Origin of the sequence: Microbacterium panaciterrae (assembly GCF_039541635.1) — a bacterium.
Taxonomy (GTDB): Bacteria; Actinomycetota; Actinomycetes; order Actinomycetales; family Microbacteriaceae; genus Microbacterium; species Microbacterium panaciterrae.
Map to the genome: position 1 here is coordinate 215,755 of NZ_BAABGP010000004.1, position 16,683 is coordinate 232,437.

The 16,683-nt window shown below is 69.5% G+C and carries 21 protein-coding genes; 10 read left to right on the forward strand and 11 right to left on the reverse strand.

What is annotated here, in order from left to right:
- Positions 1-37: 37 nt before the first annotated feature.
- The 5 genes from ABD882_RS03375 to ABD882_RS03395 all read right to left on the reverse strand — a co-directional run bounded on the left by ABD882_RS03375 (position 38) and on the right by ABD882_RS03395 (position 2,668).
- On the reverse strand, positions 38-211 hold the full coding sequence (locus ABD882_RS03375; protein WP_345184354.1) for a hypothetical protein: 174 nt from the start codon (positions 209-211) through the stop codon (positions 38-40).
- Positions 208-780: a YdeI/OmpD-associated family protein gene (locus ABD882_RS03380; protein ID WP_345184355.1), complete on the reverse strand. Its 573-nt coding sequence runs from the start codon at positions 778-780 to the stop codon at positions 208-210. Before ABD882_RS03380 ends, ABD882_RS03375 begins: the two co-directional genes overlap by 4 nt.
- A 2-nt stretch (positions 781-782) precedes the next feature.
- The gene (locus ABD882_RS03385; RefSeq protein WP_345184356.1) at positions 783-1,592 is read right to left on the reverse strand and encodes an HAD-IIA family hydrolase; all 810 of its coding nucleotides are present in this window, start codon (positions 1,590-1,592) and stop codon (positions 783-785) included.
- A 69-nt stretch (positions 1,593-1,661) separates the two neighbouring features.
- The gene (locus ABD882_RS03390) at positions 1,662-2,294 is read right to left on the reverse strand and encodes a metal-dependent transcriptional regulator (RefSeq protein ID WP_345184358.1); all 633 of its coding nucleotides are present in this window, start codon (positions 2,292-2,294) and stop codon (positions 1,662-1,664) included.
- A 23-nt stretch (positions 2,295-2,317) separates the two neighbouring features.
- Positions 2,318-2,668 carry a hypothetical protein gene (locus ABD882_RS03395; RefSeq protein ID WP_345184360.1) on the reverse strand — a complete coding sequence of 117 codons (351 nt, stop codon included), beginning with the start codon at positions 2,666-2,668 and terminating at the stop codon, positions 2,318-2,320.
- Positions 2,669-2,824: 156 nt separating this feature from the next.
- On the opposite strand from ABD882_RS03395, the gene ABD882_RS03400 reads away from it, so the two are divergent.
- Positions 2,825-3,349: a DUF1003 domain-containing protein gene (locus ABD882_RS03400; RefSeq protein WP_345184362.1), complete on the forward strand. Its 525-nt coding sequence runs from the start codon at positions 2,825-2,827 to the stop codon at positions 3,347-3,349.
- Positions 3,350-3,355: 6 nt separating this feature from the next.
- Here ABD882_RS03400 and ABD882_RS03405 read toward each other — a convergent pair whose 3' ends face one another.
- Positions 3,356-4,645 carry an Nramp family divalent metal transporter gene (locus ABD882_RS03405; RefSeq protein ID WP_425563315.1) on the reverse strand — a complete coding sequence of 430 codons (1,290 nt, stop codon included), beginning with the start codon at positions 4,643-4,645 and terminating at the stop codon, positions 3,356-3,358.
- A 135-nt stretch (positions 4,646-4,780) separates the two neighbouring features.
- On the opposite strand from ABD882_RS03405, the gene ABD882_RS03410 reads away from it, so the two are divergent.
- Complete coding sequence (locus tag ABD882_RS03410; protein WP_345184364.1) at positions 4,781-5,425, forward strand: TrmH family RNA methyltransferase; 645 nt, start codon at positions 4,781-4,783, stop codon at positions 5,423-5,425.
- A gap of 22 nt (positions 5,426-5,447) precedes the next feature.
- On the opposite strand, the gene ABD882_RS03415 is transcribed toward ABD882_RS03410, so the two are convergent.
- The 3 genes from ABD882_RS03415 to ABD882_RS03425 all read right to left on the reverse strand — a co-directional run bounded on the left by ABD882_RS03415 (position 5,448) and on the right by ABD882_RS03425 (position 8,662).
- Entirely contained in the window at positions 5,448-5,651 is a 204-nt protein-coding gene (locus ABD882_RS03415) for a hypothetical protein (RefSeq protein ID WP_345184365.1), read from the reverse strand.
- Positions 5,652-5,713: 62 nt separating this feature from the next.
- A complete protein-coding gene (locus ABD882_RS03420) occupies positions 5,714-7,057 on the reverse strand; it encodes an MATE family efflux transporter (protein WP_345184442.1) in 1,344 nt (447 codons plus the stop codon).
- Positions 7,058-7,135: 78 nt separating this feature from the next.
- A complete protein-coding gene (locus ABD882_RS03425) occupies positions 7,136-8,662 on the reverse strand; it encodes an HNH endonuclease signature motif containing protein (protein ID WP_345184366.1) in 1,527 nt (508 codons plus the stop codon).
- 220 nt (positions 8,663-8,882) lie between these two features.
- Between ABD882_RS03425 and ABD882_RS03430 the strand changes: the two genes are divergently transcribed.
- On the forward strand, positions 8,883-9,332 hold the full coding sequence (locus ABD882_RS03430; protein WP_345184444.1) for a DnaJ family domain-containing protein: 450 nt from the start codon (positions 8,883-8,885) through the stop codon (positions 9,330-9,332).
- A 52-nt stretch (positions 9,333-9,384) separates the two neighbouring features.
- Here the strand turns inward: ABD882_RS03430 and ABD882_RS03435 are convergent, their stop codons facing one another.
- Together ABD882_RS03435 and ABD882_RS03440 are read right to left on the reverse strand one after the other, a co-directional pair.
- Positions 9,385-9,909: a hypothetical protein gene (locus ABD882_RS03435; protein ID WP_345184368.1), complete on the reverse strand. Its 525-nt coding sequence runs from the start codon at positions 9,907-9,909 to the stop codon at positions 9,385-9,387.
- Positions 9,906-10,358: a DM13 domain-containing protein gene (locus ABD882_RS03440; RefSeq protein ID WP_345184369.1), complete on the reverse strand. Its 453-nt coding sequence runs from the start codon at positions 10,356-10,358 to the stop codon at positions 9,906-9,908. Before ABD882_RS03440 ends, ABD882_RS03435 begins: the two co-directional genes overlap by 4 nt.
- A 143-nt stretch (positions 10,359-10,501) precedes the next feature.
- Here ABD882_RS03440 and ABD882_RS03445 point away from each other — a divergent pair, with 143 nt between their 5' ends.
- The 7 genes from ABD882_RS03445 to ABD882_RS03475 all read left to right on the forward strand — a co-directional run bounded on the left by ABD882_RS03445 (position 10,502) and on the right by ABD882_RS03475 (position 16,660).
- Positions 10,502-11,203, forward strand: a complete 702-nt coding sequence (locus ABD882_RS03445) for a response regulator transcription factor (RefSeq protein ID WP_345184371.1) — start codon at positions 10,502-10,504, stop codon at positions 11,201-11,203.
- A gap of 43 nt (positions 11,204-11,246) precedes the next feature.
- On the forward strand, positions 11,247-12,401 hold the full coding sequence (locus ABD882_RS03450) for a sensor histidine kinase (RefSeq protein ID WP_345184373.1): 1,155 nt from the start codon (positions 11,247-11,249) through the stop codon (positions 12,399-12,401).
- A 338-nt stretch (positions 12,402-12,739) separates the two neighbouring features.
- Entirely contained in the window at positions 12,740-13,141 is a 402-nt protein-coding gene (locus ABD882_RS03455; protein WP_345184374.1) for a type IV pilin protein, read from the forward strand.
- A 75-nt stretch (positions 13,142-13,216) separates the two neighbouring features.
- Positions 13,217-13,621: a type IV pilus modification PilV family protein gene (locus tag ABD882_RS03460; protein WP_345184375.1), complete on the forward strand. Its 405-nt coding sequence runs from the start codon at positions 13,217-13,219 to the stop codon at positions 13,619-13,621.
- Positions 13,618-14,151 carry a PilW family protein gene (locus tag ABD882_RS03465; protein WP_345184376.1) on the forward strand — a complete coding sequence of 178 codons (534 nt, stop codon included), beginning with the start codon at positions 13,618-13,620 and terminating at the stop codon, positions 14,149-14,151. Before ABD882_RS03460 ends, ABD882_RS03465 begins: the two co-directional genes overlap by 4 nt.
- The gene (locus ABD882_RS03470; RefSeq protein ID WP_345184379.1) at positions 14,142-15,779 is read left to right on the forward strand and encodes a hypothetical protein; all 1,638 of its coding nucleotides are present in this window, start codon (positions 14,142-14,144) and stop codon (positions 15,777-15,779) included. The genes ABD882_RS03465 and ABD882_RS03470 overlap by 10 nt, the downstream gene beginning before the upstream one ends.
- Positions 15,776-16,660: a prepilin peptidase gene (locus ABD882_RS03475; RefSeq protein WP_345184380.1), complete on the forward strand. Its 885-nt coding sequence runs from the start codon at positions 15,776-15,778 to the stop codon at positions 16,658-16,660. The genes ABD882_RS03470 and ABD882_RS03475 overlap by 4 nt, the downstream gene beginning before the upstream one ends.
- Positions 16,661-16,683: the final 23 nt, after the last annotated feature.

The window sequence follows — 16,683 nt, forward strand, 5'->3', positions numbered from 1 at the left end:
CGATAGCCAGGGCGGCCCGGGGCCAGCGCACGGGTGCTCAGCGGTCGGGCTTGTCCTCGTCCCACGGGCCTTCCCACCACGCGCCACGGCCCGCGCCGCCATCGCCATCGCCGCCGCCCCCGCGGCGGGCGCGCACCAGCTGGACGATCCACACGGCGAGCGTCCCGAGGACGATGACGAAGGCGACCCAGATGATCGGATTCGAGGTCATGGTCTCTTCCCCTCCGCCGCGTCCGCGACGATCTTGGCGATCCGCGCCGCCCGCGTCTCGGCGCGCTTCGCCATCGCGATCTGGGTCAGGCCGACCTTCTTCGCCGAGGGCGGGAAGGCGTCCCACCCGGCGCGGCCGGCGGGCGAGGCGTCCAGCGCGGCGCTGAGGTCGTCGGGCTCGATCCCCGCCTCCGGCCCGTCCAGCACCGTCCATGCGCCGTTCGCCTGGGCCAGCTCGATCGCGCGGAACCCCGCGGCCTCCAGCAGTCCCGCCTCCTGAAGCTGCGCGATCCTGACCTTGTTCGTCGCGGCCCAGCCGCTCGACGCGCGGCGCGGGGCGAACCACAGGCCGCCGGTCCGTTCGTCGAAGCTGCGCACGGGACCGTCGATCCAGCCGAAGCACAGCGCCTGCAGGATCGCCTCCTCGTAGCCGATGTGCACGTCGTCGTTGCCGGGGCGGGGGCGCACCAGCCAGGCGCCCTTCGACCTGGCGTGGTTCTCGCGGAGCCAGGCGCGCCAGGCGGCCGCGTCGGCCGCCGCGACCCGCTCGCCGTCGTCGAGTGCGCCCACGGTCAGTCCTGTGGGATCGTCCTGATGGTGTCGGTGATGCGGGGCAGCAGGTCGGCCACCGACTGCACGACCTCGTCGGGCCGGAACGGATACTTCTCGATTTCGGCGGTGTCGCTGATGCCGGTGAGCACGAGGACCGTGTGCAGCCCCGCCTCGATGCCCGCGATGACGTCGGTGTCCATCCGGTCGCCGATCATGCCGGTGCGCTTCGAGTGCGCGCCGATCTTGTTCAGCGCCGAGCGGAACATCATCGGGTTCGGCTTGCCCACGACGTACGGATCCTTGCCGGTCGCCTTCGTGATGAGGGCGGCGATGGCGCCGGTCGCCGGCAGCGGGCCGTCGGCGCTGGGTCCGGTGGCGTCGGGGTTGGTGACGATGAACCGCGCGCCGTCGTTGATCAGGCGGATCGCCTTCGTGATCGCCTCGAAGGAGTAGTTGCGGGTCTCGCCGACGACGACGAAGTCGGGGTTCGTCTCGGTCATGATGAACCCGGCTTCGTGCAGCGCCGTGAGGATGCCGGCCTCGCCGATCACGAATGCGCTTCCGCCGGGAAGCTGCTGCTTCAGGAAGTCGGCGGTGGCGAGCGCGGAGGTCCAGATCCGATCCTCCGGCACGTTCAGGCCGCTGGTGCGCAGGCGTGCGGACAGATCGCGCGCGGTGAAGATCGAGTTGTTCGTGAGCACGAGGTACGGGATCCCGTTGCTCTCCCAGCCGGCGAGCAGCTCGGCCGCCCCGGGGATGGCGTCGTTCTCATGCACCAGCACGCCGTCCATGTCGGTCAGCCAGCATTCGATGTCGTCGCGTTGTGCCATGCGCACAGCCTAGAGCCGCGAGGTTGCCGGCGGATGTCGCATGTTGTCGGCGGATGTCGGGTCGGGTGCTCAGGCTGAAAGCCAGACCACCTCGGCGGCGCCCGCCGGCAGCTCGACGTCGGCGCCGGCGATCCGCACTCCGTCCGCGAGCACGGCGACCTCGCCGCCGATCCCCAGGCCGGCGGCCTCCAGGGCGCGCAGGAGCTCGGGATCCCGGTCGTCGACGCGCAGCACGCGGCCGGTGTGGCCGGGGGCCGCGTCGGCGAGCAGCACGAACGGCTCTCGGGTCACGGATCCTGAGGCGTCCGGGATCGCGTCGCCGTGCGGGTCGTATCGGGGGCGTCCGAGCCGGGCGTCGATCCCCTCCAGCAGCCGGTCGCTGATGGTGTGCTCGAGAACCTCGGCCTCGTCGTGCACCTCGTCCCAGGCGTAATCGAACTCGCGTACCAGCCAGGTCTCGATGAGGCGGTGCCGGCGCACCATCGCGAGCGCGCGCTTCTCGCCGGCGTCGGTGAGGCGCACGGCTCCGTACGGGACGTGCGAGACGAGGCCCGAGGCGGCGAGCTTCTTCACCATCTCGGTCACGCTGGAGGGGGCGATGCCGAGCTTGGCCGCCAGCTGCGACGGGGTGATCGGCGCCGGCTGCCACTCGGTGTGGGCGTACACCGTCTTCAGGTAATCGTCGGCTGCGGGGGATGCCACGGATCCAGCCTATCCGCGGCCGGTCAGTGGCTGAGCGCCGAGAGCACCGAGAAGGCGGCCTGACCGGCGAAGAACATGATCACGAAACCGGCCAGCGCTCCCACGAGCGAGAGGCGTCCGTCGAACCCCTCGACGCCGCGCATGCCGATGGCCCTGGCGCGGAACGACAGGATCAGGGTGAGCGCGCCGAGCACGAGCTGCACCCACGGGCTGCCGACCGGGAGCAGCTTCGGCATGGCGAGCAGGAGGATCCCGAGCGCCGCGGTGACGAGCGACGCCCAGGAGCAGATGCGCACCGCTCGGCGGGCGGCAGCCTGCGCTTCGGCCTTCTCGGCGGCGCGCTGCGCGGCGGACGGGCGGCGGGATCGGGCCATGCCTCGAGCCTACCCGCGGCCGCTGTGCGCTCTGTGGGGGCATCTGTCGGGGCGTCATCCCCGCGCGTCGCGAGGACGACGGGATCCCTGGCAGGACACTGAGGTATCGCCGTGCAGGTCTCGGCCGTGTGCGCGGCACCGAACGAGGAGGATCCCATGGCGACCGACGACCTCGATGCGTATCTCGCGAGCCTGCCGGCAGGGAGTGCCCGACCCGTGCCCACGAGCACCTGGCATCAGCAGGCCCACGAGAGCCTCAGCGTCGGCGAGCGATCCGCCGACCGCATGCGCAACCTGATGGGCAGCTGGGGTTTCGTCGGCGGGTTCGTCGTGTTCATGGCGGTCTGGTGGATCCTGAACTCCATCCAGGGCGCGACCTGGGACAAGTATCCGTTCATCCTGCTCAACCTGTTCCTCAGCATGCTCGCGGGCATGCAGGGGGCGATCCTGCTCATCGCGGCGAAGCGCCAGGACGCGATCGCGGCGGCGCTCGCGAAGCACGACTTCGACACCAACATCGCGGCCAAGGAGGACATCGAGATCCTGCTGGAGATCAATCGCCGCCAGCTGGCGATGATCATCGAGCTGCACAAGATCGCGCGGGCGGCGACGTCGACGGAGGATTCGACCGATACCGGAGTGTCGACACAGGGGCCTGCCGATGATCCCCGGGAAGGTTGATCCCGCTCAGGATCCGGTCAGCAGCAGCCAGAGCAGCACAGCGTTCAGGACGACGAGCAGTGCGGCGGCGACGATGCCGGCGATCGTCGTCCACGGCCTGTTCGCGTGCCGGCCGAGCGTGCGGCGCTGGGCGGTGAGCGCGACGAGGGGGATGAGCGCGAACGGGATCCCGAACGACAGCACCACCTGGCTCAGCACGAGCGCGAACGTCGGGTCGGCGCCGAGCCCGAGGATGAGCAGCGCCGGGATCAGCGTGACCAGGCGGCGCACGGGCATCGCGATCCGCACCCGGAGCAGCCCGTGCATGATCTCGGCGCCGGCGTAGGCGCCGACCGCGGTGGACGCGAGGCCCGAGGCGAGCAGGCCGACCGCGAACAGGGTGCCGATGAGCGGGCCGAGCTGCGCGCTGATCGCGGCATGCGCGCCCTCGAGCGAGTCGGTGCCGGCGACCCCGGGCAGGGTGGACGCGGCGAGCAGCAGCATCCCCAGGTTCACGGCGCCGGCGATGATCATCGCGAGCGTGACGTCCCACCGCGTGGCCGTGAGCAGACGGGAGATCGGAGTGCGGGTGCGCGGCTCCGGGTCGCCGCCGGGGTGGATCGGGGCGGATCCGAAGCGATCCCGGGCGAGGGCGGAGTGCGCGTAGATCGCGTGCGGCATGATCGTCGCGCCGAGGATCGAGGTGGCGAGCAGCACGGATCCGGAGTCGGTGAAGCGCGGCAGGAGTCCGCCGAGGGCGGCCGACGGATCCGGCGGGCCGACGAAGAGCCCGGCGAGGAAGCCCACGGTGACGACCGCGAGCAGGCCGATCACGACGAACTCGAACGGCCGCGCACCACGCCTGCCCTGCACCGCCAGCAGCACCATCGAGACGGCGCCGGTGATCAGCCCGCCCAGCAGCAGCGGGATCCCGAACAGCAGCTGCAGCGCGACCGCGCCGCCGATCACCTCGGCGATGTCGGTGGCCATCGCGACGAGCTCGGCCTGCAGCCAGAACGCGCGGCGCGCGCCGCGATGCTGCAAACGGTCGCCGAGCAGCTCGGGCAGGCTGCGCCCCGTCACCACGCCGAGTTTGGCGGACAGGTACTGCACCAGCCAGGCGATCACGTTCGCCACCACGACCACCCACACCAGCAGGTAGCCGTAACCGGCGCCGGCCGTCATGTTGCTGGCGACGTTGCCCGGATCCACGTACGCGACGCCCGCGACCAGTGCGGGGCCGAGCAGCGCGGCGCCGCGGGCGGACGCGGGCGCGACGGGGCCCGCAGGAGCGACCGTCACGGAGGTTTTAGGCACACCGAAAACCTACTCCTTTTTTCGGCCGACCGAAATCTCCCTTTTCCCCCTTGGGGTCGTTGAGCGAGCACCGAGCGCAGCGAGGAGCGAGACAAAACGCCGTCTCTGTCAGAACCGGCCCGTTACGCTGGCGGGATGCAGGATCCGGTGCCCGAGAACGAGTCGACAACGTCCGCGGAGACCGTCCCGCATGGCGTCGGCCCGTGGGAAGGCGAGTGGCCGACCGAGGAGCACTACGACCCCGAGCTGCTCGCGCACGGCGACACCCGCAACGTGATCGACCGGTACCGGTACTGGCGGATGGACGCGATCATCGCCGAGCTCGACACCCGGCGGCACGCGTTCCATGTCGCGATCGAGAACTGGCAGCACGACATGAACATCGGCTCGATCGTGCGCAGCGCGAACGCGTTCCTCGCCGACACCGTGCACATCGTGGGCCGGCGGCGCTGGAACAGGCGCGGGGCCATGGTGACGGATCGCTACCAGCACGTTGTGCACCACGAGACGGTGCAGGAGTTCGCGGCGTGGGCGGCGGCCGAGGGGATCCCGATCATCGCGGTCGACAACGTCGACGGCGCGGTGCCGGTGGAGCGCGCCGAGCTGCCGGAGCGGTGCGTGCTGCTGTTCGGGCAGGAGGGCCCCGGCCTCTCCGCGGAGGCGCTCGCCGCAGCCGCGGGTCACGTCGAGATCACGCAATACGGATCCACCCGGTCGATCAACGCGAGCGCGGCGGCGGCCGTGATCATGTACGAGTGGTGCCGGAGGTACGCGGGCTGAGCGGGAGCCTGCTCTGCGGCGATCAGTCCCGATCGATGCCGAACGTGTGCTTCATCAGGGCGTTCACGTCGCGATCGATCGTGCGGATCTCGCCGACGAGTTCGACGCGAAGTGCCTGGATCTCGGATCGCAGCACGCGCACGAACATCGTGGACACCACCGTGATCATGCCGAACATCCCGGCCGCGAACACGCCGATCAGCGTCCACACCTGCGGTTCGTTCATGGTCAGCACCTCTCCAGTGTCGCTCGGATCGGTCCAGGATTCCACCCCAAGAGAATCCGGGCTCAGACCTCGACGCTCAGCCAGCGCCCGGTGCGCACTCGCAGGCCGAGCGTCGCAAGCCGCGCGCACAGATAGACGCCGAAGAACGCGACCGCGAGCCAGATCAGACCGGCGACACCGCTCACGCCGGTCGCGGCGATGATCGCCAGCGCGGGCAGGAACGGCACGAGGTTCAGCCCGCCTGCGAGGGCGAGGTAGCGGGCGTCGCCGGCGCCCATCAGCACGCCGTCGAGCACGAACACCACCCCGGCGATCGGCTGCGCGACCGCGAGCACGATGAGGGCGGGCTGGATCAGTGCGGCGAGGGCCGGATCGCCCGTGAAGGCGAGGCCGACCACGCCGGAGAGCACGGCGATGAGCACACCGACGATCACGCCGAACCACGCGCCCCACGCGACCGTGCGGGCGAGCACGTGCCGCGCGCTGCGCGGATCCGCAGCTCCCAGACTCTTGCCGATCAGCGCCTGTGCGGCGATCGCGAGCGCGTCGAGTGCGAACGCGGCCGCCGAGAACACCGTGAACACGACCTGCCAGCCCGCCAGCTCGCGGGTGCCGATCCCGGTCGCGACGCCGACGGTCGCGAGCAGTGCGACGCGCAGGCTCACGGTGCGCAGGAACAGCCAGCCGCCGGAGCGGGCGGATCCGCGGATCCCGGACAGCTCGGGGCTGACGGACGCCTCATGCCGCCGCGCGAGGCGGCCGATCACGAGCACGTAGGCCGCGACCATGGCCCACTGCGCGACGACCGTGCCGGACGCCGATCCGCCGATGCCCCAGCCGAAGCCGTAGATGAACAGGGCGTTCAGCAGGGCGTTCGCGGCGAAGCCGGCCCCGGCGATCCACAGCGGGGTCACCGTGTCCTGCATGCCGCGCAGCAGCCCGGTCGCCGCGTAGACGACGAGCATGGCGGGCAGTCCCCACATCGACGGCACCAGATAGGCGCTGGTCTGCGCGGCGACCGCCTCGCTCGCGCCGAACAGCGGGATCACGACCGGGGTGAGGAAGGATCCGGCGACCGCGAGCACGGCTCCGAGCCCGAGTGCGAGCCACATCCCGTCGATCCCCACGGAGACGGCGTCGCCGTGTTCGCCGGCGCCGAACCTCCGCGCGACCGCAGGGGTGGTCGAGTAGGCGAGGAAGATCATCAGCCCGACGATGGTCTGCAGGATCGCGGACGCGATCCCGAGCCCGGCCAGCGGAACCGTGCCGAGGTGCCCGACGAGTGCCGCGTCGACCATGAGGAAGGCCGGCTCGGCCACGAGCGCGCCCAGCGCCGGGACCGCGAGCCGCAGGATCTCGCGATTCAGCGTCGGTGCCGGATTCGGGCGCGGCGTCCCGCTCGGCATCGGGTTCGGTGTCGGTGGGGGCACTCCACGAGCCTACGGGCGGCCGACGACACAGCGCGGTCGCGGCACCGCCCCGTCCTACCCGCCCGGCGGAGCGAGGGCGTCGGCGAGCATCCGGCGGGCGCCGTGCCCGGCCCCCGCATGCGTTCTCGGGCGGTGCCAGCGGGCGTACGGATCCCACCAGTGCGGTCCGCGGATCTCGGGCACGCCCTGGCGCATGCGGATGTGCCAGCCCGATGTCTCCAGAGTGCGATGGTGATTCCAACACAGCGCAACGCCGTTGCTCGTGTGCGTCGGCCCGCCGTCGGCCCACTCCCGCACGTGATGCAGCTCGCACCAGGTGGCCGGGATGTGGCAGCCGGGGATCACGCATTCCCGGTCGCGGAGGGTGATCGCGCGGCGCTGGGCGGCGTTGAAGATGCGGGCAGTGGTGCCGATGGAGACGATCTGGCCGTGCTCGTCGAACAGGACCCGCTGGATCCCGCCCGCGCAGGCGATATGCCGCGCGACACCGAGCGGGACGTCGTCGCGAGTGCCCTCGATCACGGCTCGCCCGGTTCCCACGGCGTAGTCTTCGGCGCTCACGGACACGACGAGGGTCGGGGCGGCACCGCCGAGCTCGGGCATGCCCCCGGATGCGGCGGCGACGCCGAGGATCGCGGCGAGGTTGTCGTGGTTGCGCTGGGCCGGCGTGCGGAAGTCCTCCGGATCCGGGAGCGCGTCGGGATCGCCCGGCTCCACGCCGTCGTCGGGCTCCCGGCCCTCGTCGGGAGAACCCACCTCCCCGTCGTCGGGGCCGAACGCGACCTTCCCCGTCATGGACGGAGAGCCGGAGGCCGCGGGGTTGTTCAGAGCGTCGAGCAGCCGCTGCAGCTGCCCGGCCACCTCGGGCAGCAGCCCGCCGGATACCGGATGCAGCCCGCGGTTGAGCCGCCCGATCCGGAAGGAGCGACCGCGATCCGCAGCATCGTCGTCCGGTTCGGCGCCGTCGGGATCGAGGACGAGCATGAGGGCGCGGGCGATGTCGGCGAGTTCGTCGGTGGAGGGAGCCGGACCGGGGCGGCCCTGCTCGTCGGCCTGATCGAGACCGCGGGCGGCATCGGCGAGGATCCGGTCGACCGCCTCACGCTCGGCGGATCCGATCCGGTTCCCGGCGCGCTCCACCGGACCGACGGCGGCGAGAAGCCCGGTGACCGACACGACCCCGTCGCGCAGGGCCGCCCTCATCGCCTCGAACTTCGCGGGCAGCGGCTCGCCGGTGCTGAGCTGCACGTCGCGGTGCACGGCTCGTGCCGCATGCACGTACCGTCGGGCGGTGCCGGTGTCGACGCGCAATGCGCGCCGGAGCAGTTCCGTGACGTCACGGCACCCGGCAGCCGTCGACACCCGCTCGTCGGAGAGCCGATGATCCCGATCCTGCACGGCACCGGTCGTGACCGCGACGATGGCGTCGAGCCGCCGCTGCACCTGCCCCGCCGTCAGCATCAGCCGCACCAGGTCGGGCGCGCTCGAGCCGTCGAACGAGGTCTCCATCTCGCTCGACGCGCACGCCTCTTGGAGCAGCAGGTCGAGCCGCTCCAGGAGGTCGTTCGTGATCGTCGCCATACCCCCATTCAACAGGGGGCCACCGACATTCGAACGCCAGATCAGCCTAAATATCCGAACTGTGGATAACTCGCTGAGATCGTGCCCTGTGGAGGACGAAAGCGCCCGCGTTCTCCACCCGCCGATCGCGCGCTCAGGCCTCCGTGCGTAAGCTGAAATGGCTCGAACGGGAGGGATCGCGATGACCGAACACAGCGAGCCCGCACGCACCCCGCCCGCCATGCTCAACGCCGAGTCGATGCCCGCGATCGTAGAGACCGCGATCCAGGTCGCGATGCGGCAGGGGCAGTTCGACGATCTTCCCGGGGCGGGCAAGCCGATCCCGGGCCTCGGCGATCATCACGACCCGGACTGGTGGATCCGCCAGAAGATCGAGCGCGAGAACCTGACCGGACTCGGACCGCCCGCGCTCCTGCTGCGGGTGGAGGATCGCGAGCTCGACGCGCAGCTCGACGCGATCCCGCGGGAGAGCGACGTGCGTGCGGTGCTGGAGGACTTCAACCGCCGCGTGATCGAGGCGCGCCGCCAGCTGCTCGGCGGCCCGCCGGTGGTGACCCGCCCGCGTGACCTGGACGCCGAGATCGAGGCCTGGCACGAGCGCCGGGCGAGCGCCGCAGCGTCGGCGGATCCTCCCCGCCCTCCCCGCCGCCGCTGGTTCCGCCGGGACTGAGCCCGCGGGATCCCGAGGCCCCGCGGGCGAACCCGAACCCGAACCCCGAAGCTTATTCCCGGGCCCGGCCCGCCCGACCGCCCCGCCTCCCCCACAACCACGCCACCCCGATCCGCCCCGACCCCGGAAGCGCCAGCACCACTCCCGAGAGCAGCACCAGGATCGGGTACTGCGCGATGAGCTGATCCGACGACCAGTACAGCATCAGCGTGGCGATGGATCCGAGTGCGATCAGGGGGGTCAGCACGCGTCCGAGTCCGAGTACGAGCAGCACCCCGAGCGTCACCTCGAGCAACGGGATCGCGATCCCGAACAGCGCGGGCGCGGCCTGCATGAGCGCGCCCAGCGGCCGGAAGAAGAACGGCACCCGGCTGTTGCCCGCCGTGCTCTGCGCGACCAGCAGGATGTCGGCGGATCCGAATCCTGCGCGGTACTTCAGGAATCCTTCCGCCAGCCACAGCACGCCGGCCGCGATCCTGGCCGCGCCGCCCAGAAGCGCCGCGACCAGGAGCCCGCGCCGCGTACCGCCGGCCAGGGCCTGAGAGGGAGCGCCGAGCACCACGCTCGCCGCGCTCATGACAACGGGGCGGCCCCGAACACCGCCTTGGCCTTGTCGCAGTGGATCACGACATCGGTGTACATCGACGCGTCGACGCCGCTCAGCATGAACGACTGCGTGTCCTGGTTGAAGACCACCGTGCTGATCTCCTTGCCGGCCGAGACGGCGGCCTCGTCGGTGCCCGTGGTCAGGTAGACGTGCAGGTCGGGGCCCTCGTCGGACGAGAATCCGGTGAGCTTCAGGTCGGATCCCGAGATGGTCACGGTGCCCTTCACGTTCTTGCCGTTGAGACCCATGAACGTGCCGGTCTTCTGCATGTCCGAGCTCATCGGCGACGACGACGGCATCGATGACGAGGATGCCATCTTGTCGGGCGAGGACGGCAACGCCGCCGGGGTCGAGCTGCACCCCGCGAGCGCAAGGCCCAGAGTGAGGACAGCGACGGGGACGAGTGCGATCTTGCGCATGATTGCTCCATTCCTGGCGGGGATCCCGCCAACAGGTTTCGAGGACAAGGCGACGCTAAGTCGGCGCGGATCCGGGCGGGGGAGTTCTTTCGAGGCCGTAAGGATCGCGGATCCGCCCGGCCCGGCGGGGCTAGCCTCGGACCATGGAGGAGCCCGAGCCGCGGATCGTGATCGTCGAGGACGACCCGACCGTGCGTGCGGCCGTCGAGCGTTACCTCGGCGCCAACGGGTATTTCGTCGAGGGGTTCGGCGACGGGGTCTCCGCCCAGCGCGCCGTGCAGGCGGATCCGCCCGACCTGCTCATCGTCGACCGGATGCTGCCCGGCCTCAGCGGCGACGAGCTGGCGCGCGACGCGCGAGCGCGCTCCGCCGTGCCGATCATCATGCTGACTGCGCTGGGCGAGGTTGAGCAGCGGATCGAGGGGCTCGAGACCGGCGCCGACGACTACCTGGTGAAGCCGTTCGCGCTGCGCGAGCTGCTGCTGCGGGTGGGGGCGCTGCTGCGTCGTTCCCGGGCGGCGGCCGCGCCCACGCGGGAGATCGCGAAAGGCGACTTCCGGCTGGATCCGGCCCGCCGCAGGGTGCGCGTGCGCGAGGAGGAGGTGGTGCTGGCGGCCCGCGAGTACGAGCTGCTCGCGCATCTCGTGCAGCACGACGGCGAGGTGCTCTCGCGTGACGACATCCTGCGCGAGGTGTGGGGCTGGTCGTTCGGCGAGGCGTCGACCGTCACCGTGCACGTGCGCCGGCTGCGCGAGAAGATCGAGCAGGATCCGCGCAGCCCGCGGCACCTGCTGACCGAGTGGGGTGCGGGGTACCGGTTCTCGGCCGACGGATCCGGCTCATGAACGCCCGGATCCGCATCCCTCTGCGGCACCGCGAGGCGCGCTCATGATGCCCCTCGGCGCGCTGGACGTGCTGCTCATCGTGCTCACCGCGCTCGGCTGCGCGGCGGTCGTGGCCGTCGTCGCCGTGCTCGTGCTGCGCCGTGCCCGCCGGGCGGGGCTCACGTTCCGGCTCGTCGTCGTGGGGGTCGCGTCAGTGCTCGCGCTGGCGACGGGCGTGCTCGCGATCTCGGGCGAGATGTACCTGTCTGTGCACGACTTCACGGTGCTGGTCTGGGTGCTCGGCGCGGCGCTGCTGTGCGCGCTGGCGACCGCGTGGGTCACCGCGCGCGCTGCGCGGGCGTCGGTGCAGAAGCTGTCGACCGCCGTGCGAAGGGTCGGCGAGGGCGACGTCGTGGACGGCGGTCGCAGCGGCTGGCGCGAGTTCGACGAGCTGTCGGCCGAGCTCGCCGAGGTGTCCGCCCGGCTCAGCGAGGCGCGGGCCGAGCTGGAGCGGGCCGACTCCGACCGGCGGCGGTTCCTGGCGTGGATGTCGCACGACCTGCGCACCCCGCTCACGGCGATCCGCGCTCTCGCCGAGTCGGCCGAGGCGGGGCTGGCGGATCCGGCGGAGCTGCCAGGGCAGGTGCGCGCGCAGATCGAGACGATGAGCCGGATGGTCGACGACCTGTTCGAGCTGTCGAGGATCACGTCGGGCTCGCTGCGGCTGCGCACCGAGCAGGTCGACCTGCTCGACATCGTCTCCGACGCCGTGTCGGACGTCATCGCGGCGGCGGGCGGGCACCGCGTGCGGATCGTGCAGCAGGGCATCGAGGGGCACATGCTGTGGGCGGATCCGCATCAGCTCACCCGGGTGATCGTCAACCTGCTCAGCAACGCCGTGCGGCATGCGCCGGAGGGATCCGAGGTGCTCGTGTTCGCCGAGTCGCCGGCTCCGCACCGGCTCGTGCTCGCCGTGCTCGACCACGGCAGCGGCGTGGCCGTCGAGGATCTGGACCGCATGTTCGAGGTGGGCTGGCGTGCGGATCCGTCCCGTGGCGGATCGGGTGCCGACGCGGTCGCCTCGGGCGCCGGCCTCGGCCTGGCGATCGCCCGCGGCCTCGTCCGAGCCCACGGCGGCGACGTCTTCGCCGAGCACACCGACGCCGGCTTCTGCCTGAAGGTGGAGCTGCCCGCAGGTCCGGCCGCCCCCGGTCCCTGAGCTCCCGGTCCCTGAGCCCCCGGTCCCTGAGCCCTCCGGTCCCTGAGCCTGTCGAAGGGACCCCCTAATCGGGGTCGTTGAGCGAGCCCCGAGCGGAGCGAGGAGCGAGACGAAACGCGCCCCTCCCCGCCGCGATCAGTATCCCGAAATAGTGGTTTCCATCAATCTCTTGCGCTGAGCCCCGATTGGGTCCATCCTGTTCCCAGGAATCAAGGGTCATGGGACGATCCTTCTTCCGGATCTGGGGACCGGGACTACCCGGCATTTTGGGCGCAGGGCATGCGCCGGTTCACAGAGCGCGTTTTACCCGAAACGACTCTCTGAAATGGGGACTATCAATGCTCAATATTCGTCGCGCCATCGATGCGCGCAGGCAAGCACGCGAGAACGGCGAAGAAGCCGGATTCTCACTCATCGAGCTGATCATCGTGGTGGTGATCCTCGGGATTCTCGTGGCGATCGCCATTCCGATCTTTGCGAACATCCAGTCGCAGGCCCAAGACAATGCCCTTAAGGCAGCTGCCGCGAACGGAGCGACGGCAGCGGCCGTCGCATTCGCAGCGCCCGGAGGAACCGTTGCCTCGGCCACAACGGCGGCGGCATCTGGTGGATCCGGCGACATCACAACCGCTCTTACCAAGGGGACGAGCGTGACAGACGTCTGCGTCACGGCGACGGGATTCACCAAGTCGTTCACTGCCGGTCCGGCCGCGAAGGCGGACGGGTCAGGTTGTAACTAGCGTCTTACACCATACGGCGGGGATCCGGTGAGGCGGATCCCCGCCGTATCTCCCAGCCCAGCCGAAGGGCCGTTCGTGCGCACACGTAATGATGAAGGATTCGGCCTCGTCGAGGTCGTCATCGCGATGTTCCTGTTGGGCATTATCGCGCTGGCGCTCCTGCCCGCGCTGATGAACGGGTTGCGATACTCGGCCCAGCAGTCGACAGTCGCGACCGCCACCCGCCAGGTGAATGGCCTTGTCGACCAAGTGCGGCAGAACCCGGTCTGCGGGACCATAGGGTCGATCGTTGGCACGTCCGCAATACCTCGATCGTTCGCGGACGGGCGGGGACAGACCTTCACTACGCAGGCGACGATCGGGTCCTGCTCCGCCGGGTCTGTAGTGTCGCTCCACATAACAGCGCTGCAGGGATCGGTGACGCTCGCGACTGCCGATGCGCTAGTGATGATTCCGCCCAACCCGGTGACCGTCCCATGAACGTAGACCGAGGTGACGACGGACTCTCGCTCATCGAACTGATTGTGGTGGTTATCATTCTCGGAATCCTTGGCACCGTTATCGCCACGATTTTCGTCAACACTTGGAAGTCGGAGGAGGCCGTGCGCACGCAGAGTCAGGCAACCACCAGCGGCCAGCTCGTTTCATCCGAGATCGAGCGCGCGATGCGCAACGCCGTCGCATTCGATGTGTCGGCCGATGGCTCGACTCTGCGCGTGGACAGTTCACTCGGGGGCAACAGACAATGCCAGGCGTTCTCGCTCCTGGCAGACGGCGCCCACATGACGGTGACCGCGGCTCCGGCCGCGGCGTCGGGCTGGCCGATCTGGCAGAAGAACATCGCGCAGTCCGGTGCGCCATTCTTCGTGAAGAGCGGGAACACAGTTACTTACACTTTTAGTGCGCTCAGCAAGTCGGACAGTGGCACCGTCGCGGCCGCACCCGTCCGCTTCACCGGCACCGCGTATATGCGCAACGCTGCAGCGGGGAGCCTGGCGCCATGCTGGTAGTCCGCAGTTTCCTCGATGCCCGCGACCGCGACGATGACGACCGCGGAGCCGCGCTGGTCGCAGTCCTGGTCGTCATGCTCGTCGGGTTCATTTCAGCCGCGCTGGTCGCGGCCGCCGTAATGTTCACGATCCAGAGCAACGCCAGCAACAAGAGCACGACGCAGGCGTTCGTCGCGGCGGAGTCCGGTCGCGATCAGATGCTCGCCACAATCGTCGCCCATCCGTGCACAAAGTCGATCGCCGATGCGGCGGCGGCGCCGTTCTACTTCTCCGTGAGCGCCATCGTAGGCCCCGATGCCGGACATCTCACCGACGCATGCTTGAGCGCATCGGCCAATGCGACGATCCAGATCACTGCTAGCGGAAAGGGCGCGGACGGCTCGCAGACGACGATCGTGTCCACCTATCAGCGTCCTGTGTCGATCACGAACTCGCCCGGCGGCACGATGTCGTACTTCGACGGGTCGTTCCTCGCGACCCAGTCGAACTACACGGGCGACCTCGTCATTCGCAACGGGCCCTATGCCTGCAACTCGCACTCGACCATCAACGGCGATCTGTGGGTACCGAACGGCACCGTCGATCTGAGCGCAGACTGCACTGTCAACGGCAGTGTCTACGCGTCGGGCGACATCACGGCTACGGGCGGAAGCGGTGCGACGGTGAAAGGCAATCTCGTCACCGCAGGTAATGTGAAACTCACCGCGAACCACTTCTCGCTCGGTGATACGTCCAACCCCGCGAGCGGTTTCGCCTATGCAGATCGCACTTTTACCCTTGGATCGCAGCCGACCATCCTCGGTGGGTATGCAACGGGGCAGAGCTATTCCGGCGGCGCCGTCCCCAAGCCATCGGTTTCGATGTGTGCTAGTTCGCCCAGTCCCGCGGCGAACGCCGCGCTGTGCGGAACGCCTGCCGCGACACCCGGAACAAGCCGGACCAACCCGACGCTGGCCACGGTGATCACGATGACCACGTGGCGCAATCTGGGCACCTCCCGAGCCGCGTGGGGTGGGAACATCCAATGGCAGACCGGACCGTGCAACGGGTCGGACGTCAGCGGCTCGCTGACGGTTGCGCCCGCCGCGCCAAACACCCGTATTGGCATCGACTTCAGCACTTGCACGGGACCGGTGACCATCACCATCGGACCCGCCGCTCTCGCGTACGACGCCGTCTTCCTGATTGCGGCAGGTTCGGCAATGACGCTCAATGTCACGGGGGCTCTCACTTCGAGTTCCCTCGCCGATCTGTCCAACGCGCCGCAGTTGTTCTTCATTCATGCGGATGGGAACCTCAACGACTCCGCGCCCACGTGCGGATCCGGATCGGCTAGCGACACCCTCAGCTTGCCGGGGTCTTCGACGCCGCTACAGGCGCGGATGATGTTCTACACCCCGTGCGGGCTCAACAATCCCTCGCAGAACGGCCTGATCTTCAAGGGTCAGTTCTACGCGAACAACGACGGCAGCGCGCACTGGGTGCACCCGGATTTCACCTGCACGCCCATGTCGTGGACGCCCGTTATCGACCTCGGATGCAAGGTGGCCAACTCCGTCAGCAATCCGGCGTCGTCTAGCACCACCATCCTTCCGCCCACCCTCGTCTCGCAGGGGGAGACGGGATGATTGCCCTGCTGCTCACGCTGGCGGGCCTCTACGGCCTGATCATCGGATCCTTCCTCAACGTCGTCGCCTATCGGGTTCCGGCGGGTATCTCGCTGATGCGGGAGAGCCGGTGCCCGAACTGCGATTCTCCGATCCGGTGGTGGCAGAACGTGCCGGTCGTCTCGTGGCTGGCTTTGCGTGGGAGATGCGCGCACTGCCGTGCTCCGATCAGCGCCCGGTACCCGCTCGTCGAGGCGATCACAGGGGTCGTGTTCGTGCTGGTGACGGTGTGGGTGCTTCGACAGGGGTCGTCGGTCGGATCGCCGCGTTTCGTCTCGCTTCGCTCGAACGACCCCGTTGTGGGCGCAGGGGCGGATCCGGCGTTCTGGCTTGCGCTTGTCGCGTTCCTGTACTTTGCCGCGGTGTCGATCGTGCTCACGCTCATCGATCTCGACACGAAGCGCCTCCCGAACGTGATCGTTTTGCCGAGCATCGCGGTGGGGATCGTGTTGTTCGCGGCGGCTGCAGCGGTGGGCGCTTCGACAGGCTCAGCGACCGCATGGCCGACGCTGCTGCGTGCTGTCGCTGGGGCTGTGATCCTGTACGCCTTCTACTTCATCGTGCGCCTCGTCGCGCAGCGCGGGATGGGCGGGGGAGACGTGAAGCTCGCAGCCCTGGTCGGGCTCTACCTCGGGTGGGTCGGCTGGGCGACGCTCGCTGTCGGTGCCTTCGCTGCCTTTGTGCTCGGCGGGGTGTTCGGAGTCGTGCTGATCCTGTTGCGCCGAGCGAAACGCAAGACCGCGATCCCGTTCGGTCCCTGGATGATCGCAGGGGCTTGGGCTGGGATCGCAGCGGGTGAGCCGATCGGTCGTTGGTATGTCGGAATGCTGGGACTTAGCTGAGTCCCTTCGACAGGCTCAGGGAC

Coding starts and splice junctions, on each gene's coding strand:
- ABD882_RS03375 (WP_345184354.1), bottom strand. CDS start 211: ATGACCTCGAATCCGATCATCTGGGTCGCCTTCGTCATCGTCCTCGGG.
- ABD882_RS03385 (WP_345184356.1), bottom strand. CDS start 1,592: ATGGCACAACGCGACGACATCGAATGCTGGCTGACCGACATGGACGGC.
- ABD882_RS03395 (WP_345184360.1), bottom strand. CDS start 2,668: ATGGCCCGATCCCGCCGCCCGTCCGCCGCGCAGCGCGCCGCCGAGAAG.
- ABD882_RS03400 (WP_345184362.1), top strand. CDS start 2,825: ATGGCGACCGACGACCTCGATGCGTATCTCGCGAGCCTGCCGGCAGGG.
- ABD882_RS03410 (WP_345184364.1), top strand. CDS start 4,781: ATGCAGGATCCGGTGCCCGAGAACGAGTCGACAACGTCCGCGGAGACC.
- ABD882_RS03415 (WP_345184365.1), bottom strand. CDS start 5,651: ATGAACGAACCGCAGGTGTGGACGCTGATCGGCGTGTTCGCGGCCGGG.
- ABD882_RS03420 (WP_345184442.1), bottom strand. CDS start 7,057: ATGCCGAGCGGGACGCCGCGCCCGAATCCGGCACCGACGCTGAATCGC.
- ABD882_RS03425 (WP_345184366.1), bottom strand. CDS start 8,662: ATGGCGACGATCACGAACGACCTCCTGGAGCGGCTCGACCTGCTGCTC.
- ABD882_RS03430 (WP_345184444.1), top strand. CDS start 8,883: ATGCTCAACGCCGAGTCGATGCCCGCGATCGTAGAGACCGCGATCCAG.
- ABD882_RS03435 (WP_345184368.1), bottom strand. CDS start 9,909: ATGAGCGCGGCGAGCGTGGTGCTCGGCGCTCCCTCTCAGGCCCTGGCC.
- ABD882_RS03440 (WP_345184369.1), bottom strand. CDS start 10,358: ATGCGCAAGATCGCACTCGTCCCCGTCGCTGTCCTCACTCTGGGCCTT.
- ABD882_RS03445 (WP_345184371.1), top strand. CDS start 10,502: ATGGAGGAGCCCGAGCCGCGGATCGTGATCGTCGAGGACGACCCGACC.
- ABD882_RS03450 (WP_345184373.1), top strand. CDS start 11,247: ATGATGCCCCTCGGCGCGCTGGACGTGCTGCTCATCGTGCTCACCGCG.
- ABD882_RS03455 (WP_345184374.1), top strand. CDS start 12,740: ATGCTCAATATTCGTCGCGCCATCGATGCGCGCAGGCAAGCACGCGAG.
- ABD882_RS03465 (WP_345184376.1), top strand. CDS start 13,618: ATGAACGTAGACCGAGGTGACGACGGACTCTCGCTCATCGAACTGATT.
- ABD882_RS03470 (WP_345184379.1), top strand. CDS start 14,142: ATGCTGGTAGTCCGCAGTTTCCTCGATGCCCGCGACCGCGACGATGAC.
- ABD882_RS03475 (WP_345184380.1), top strand. CDS start 15,776: ATGATTGCCCTGCTGCTCACGCTGGCGGGCCTCTACGGCCTGATCATC.